Source organism: Nocardia sp. NPDC003345 (assembly GCF_053589395.1).
In genome coordinates, this window is the sequence record NZ_JBSFRU010000583.1 from 1 (window position 1) to 1,685 (window position 1,685).

General features: G+C 70.1%; 1 protein-coding gene and 1 pseudogene. Both read left to right on the forward strand.

Translation table 11 applies throughout. From position 1 onward, the window contains the following. Window positions 1–293 (forward strand): annotated as a pseudogene (murD, locus tag ACWDU1_RS32180) (UDP-N-acetylmuramoyl-L-alanine--D-glutamate ligase); the annotation flags it as partial. After that, window positions 290–1,685: putative lipid II flippase FtsW (ftsW, locus tag ACWDU1_RS32185; RefSeq protein WP_450004189.1), on the forward strand; the 1,396-nt coding region annotated here is incomplete at its 3' end. The pseudogene murD and the gene ftsW, both read left to right, overlap by 4 nt.

Here is a 1,685-nt window from a genome sequence, read left to right on the forward strand (position 1 = left end):
CGCGACACGCCCCGGAAGTGCCGGTCGTCGAGCTGGATACGCGAGACCATTCAGGAATGGGGCAGGCAGTTCTGGACGATGCGATCACCGGCACCCGGGATACCGGTATCGCCGAGGCCGTGATGATCCGCGCGGTGCGGGAGGCGGCGGCGTTCGCCGGACCCGGCGATACCGTGCTCCTGGCACCGGCGGCGGCCTCGCTGGACATGTTCACCGACTACACCCACCGCGGCCGCAGTTTCGCCGGGGCGGTGGAGGATCTGAAGGACGAGGACCTCGGGCGGCGGTTATGAGATCCCGCGGTACGCGGCAGCTACAGGTGGGCCGTTTCGGCGCCTGGCTGGCGCGGCCGCTGGCCTCGTTCCACTTGGTGGTCACGATCGCGACGCTGCTGACCCTGCTGGGCCTGGTGATGGTGCTGTCGGCGTCGAGCGTGGAGTCCTACGCCGACGGCGGTTCGGCCTATTCACTGTTCGCCCAGCAGGCGATGTACGCGACGGTCGGCGCGGTGCTGTTCTATCTGGCGCTGCGGATCCCGTTCCGGCGGCTGCGTCAGCTGTCGTTCCCGGTGTTCGCGCTCTCGGTGCTGCTGCTGATCCTGGTGCTCATCCCCGGGGTCGGCAGTACGGTCAACGGCGCGCGCCGCTGGATCGACCTGGGCTTCTTCTCGATCCAGCCGTCCGAGGTCGTCAAGGTGACCTTCGTGGTGTGGGGCGCGCATCTGCTGGTGTCGCGGCGGGCCGCGGCCCGCGCCGCCAACGATCCGCGCGGGTTGAAGAACATCCTGGTACCGCTGGTGCCGGCCGGTCTGCTGGTCTGCCTGCTGATCGTCCTGCAACCCAACCTGTCCACCACCATCGCCATGGGTATCGTGCTGCTGGCATTGCTGTGGTTCGGCGGGCTGCCGATCCGGTTGTTCGTCACGATCCTGGCCGCCGGTGGTATCGCGGCGCTGGTCCTGGCGTTGTCGGCCGGGTACCGCTCCGACCGGATGCGCGCCTTCTTCAATCCCGGTGACGATCCGCAGGGCATCAACTACCAGGCCCGGCAGGCGCTGTACTCGCTCGCCGACGGCGGGTTGTGGGGCCGCGGGCTCGGGCAGAGCCGGGCCAAATGGAGCTACCTGCCCAATTCGCACAACGACTTCATCTTCGCCATCATCGGCGAGGAACTCGGTTTCCTGGGCTGTGCCCTGGTCCTGGGGCTGTTCGCGCTGTTCGTCTACACCGGGCTGCGGATCGCGGCCCGCTCGGTGGACCCGTTCCTGCGGTTGCTGACGGCCACGGCCACCACCTGGATCACCGGTCAGGCGCTGATCAATATCGGATACGTGGTCGGCCTGCTGCCGGTGACCGGGCTGCAGCTGCCGCTGGTCTCGGCCGGTGGTTCGTCGCTGGCGCTGACCCTGCTGATGTTCGGCATCATCGCCAACGCCGCCCGCCACGAGCCCGAGGCGGTGGCCGCGCTGCACGCCGGCCAGGACGGCCGGGTCAGCCGCTTGCTGCGATTGCCCAAACCCGAGATCTATCATTCCGTCCGGCCCCGGGCCGGGTCCCGGCCGCCCGGCGACCGCGCCCCCGCCCGCCGCCCCGCCCAGGACCGGCCGGGGGAGCGCGACGATCCACGCGCCCGCACCCGGGCCAGCAGCCGGGGCACCGATACGCTGCGGGCGACCCGGGCCTGGG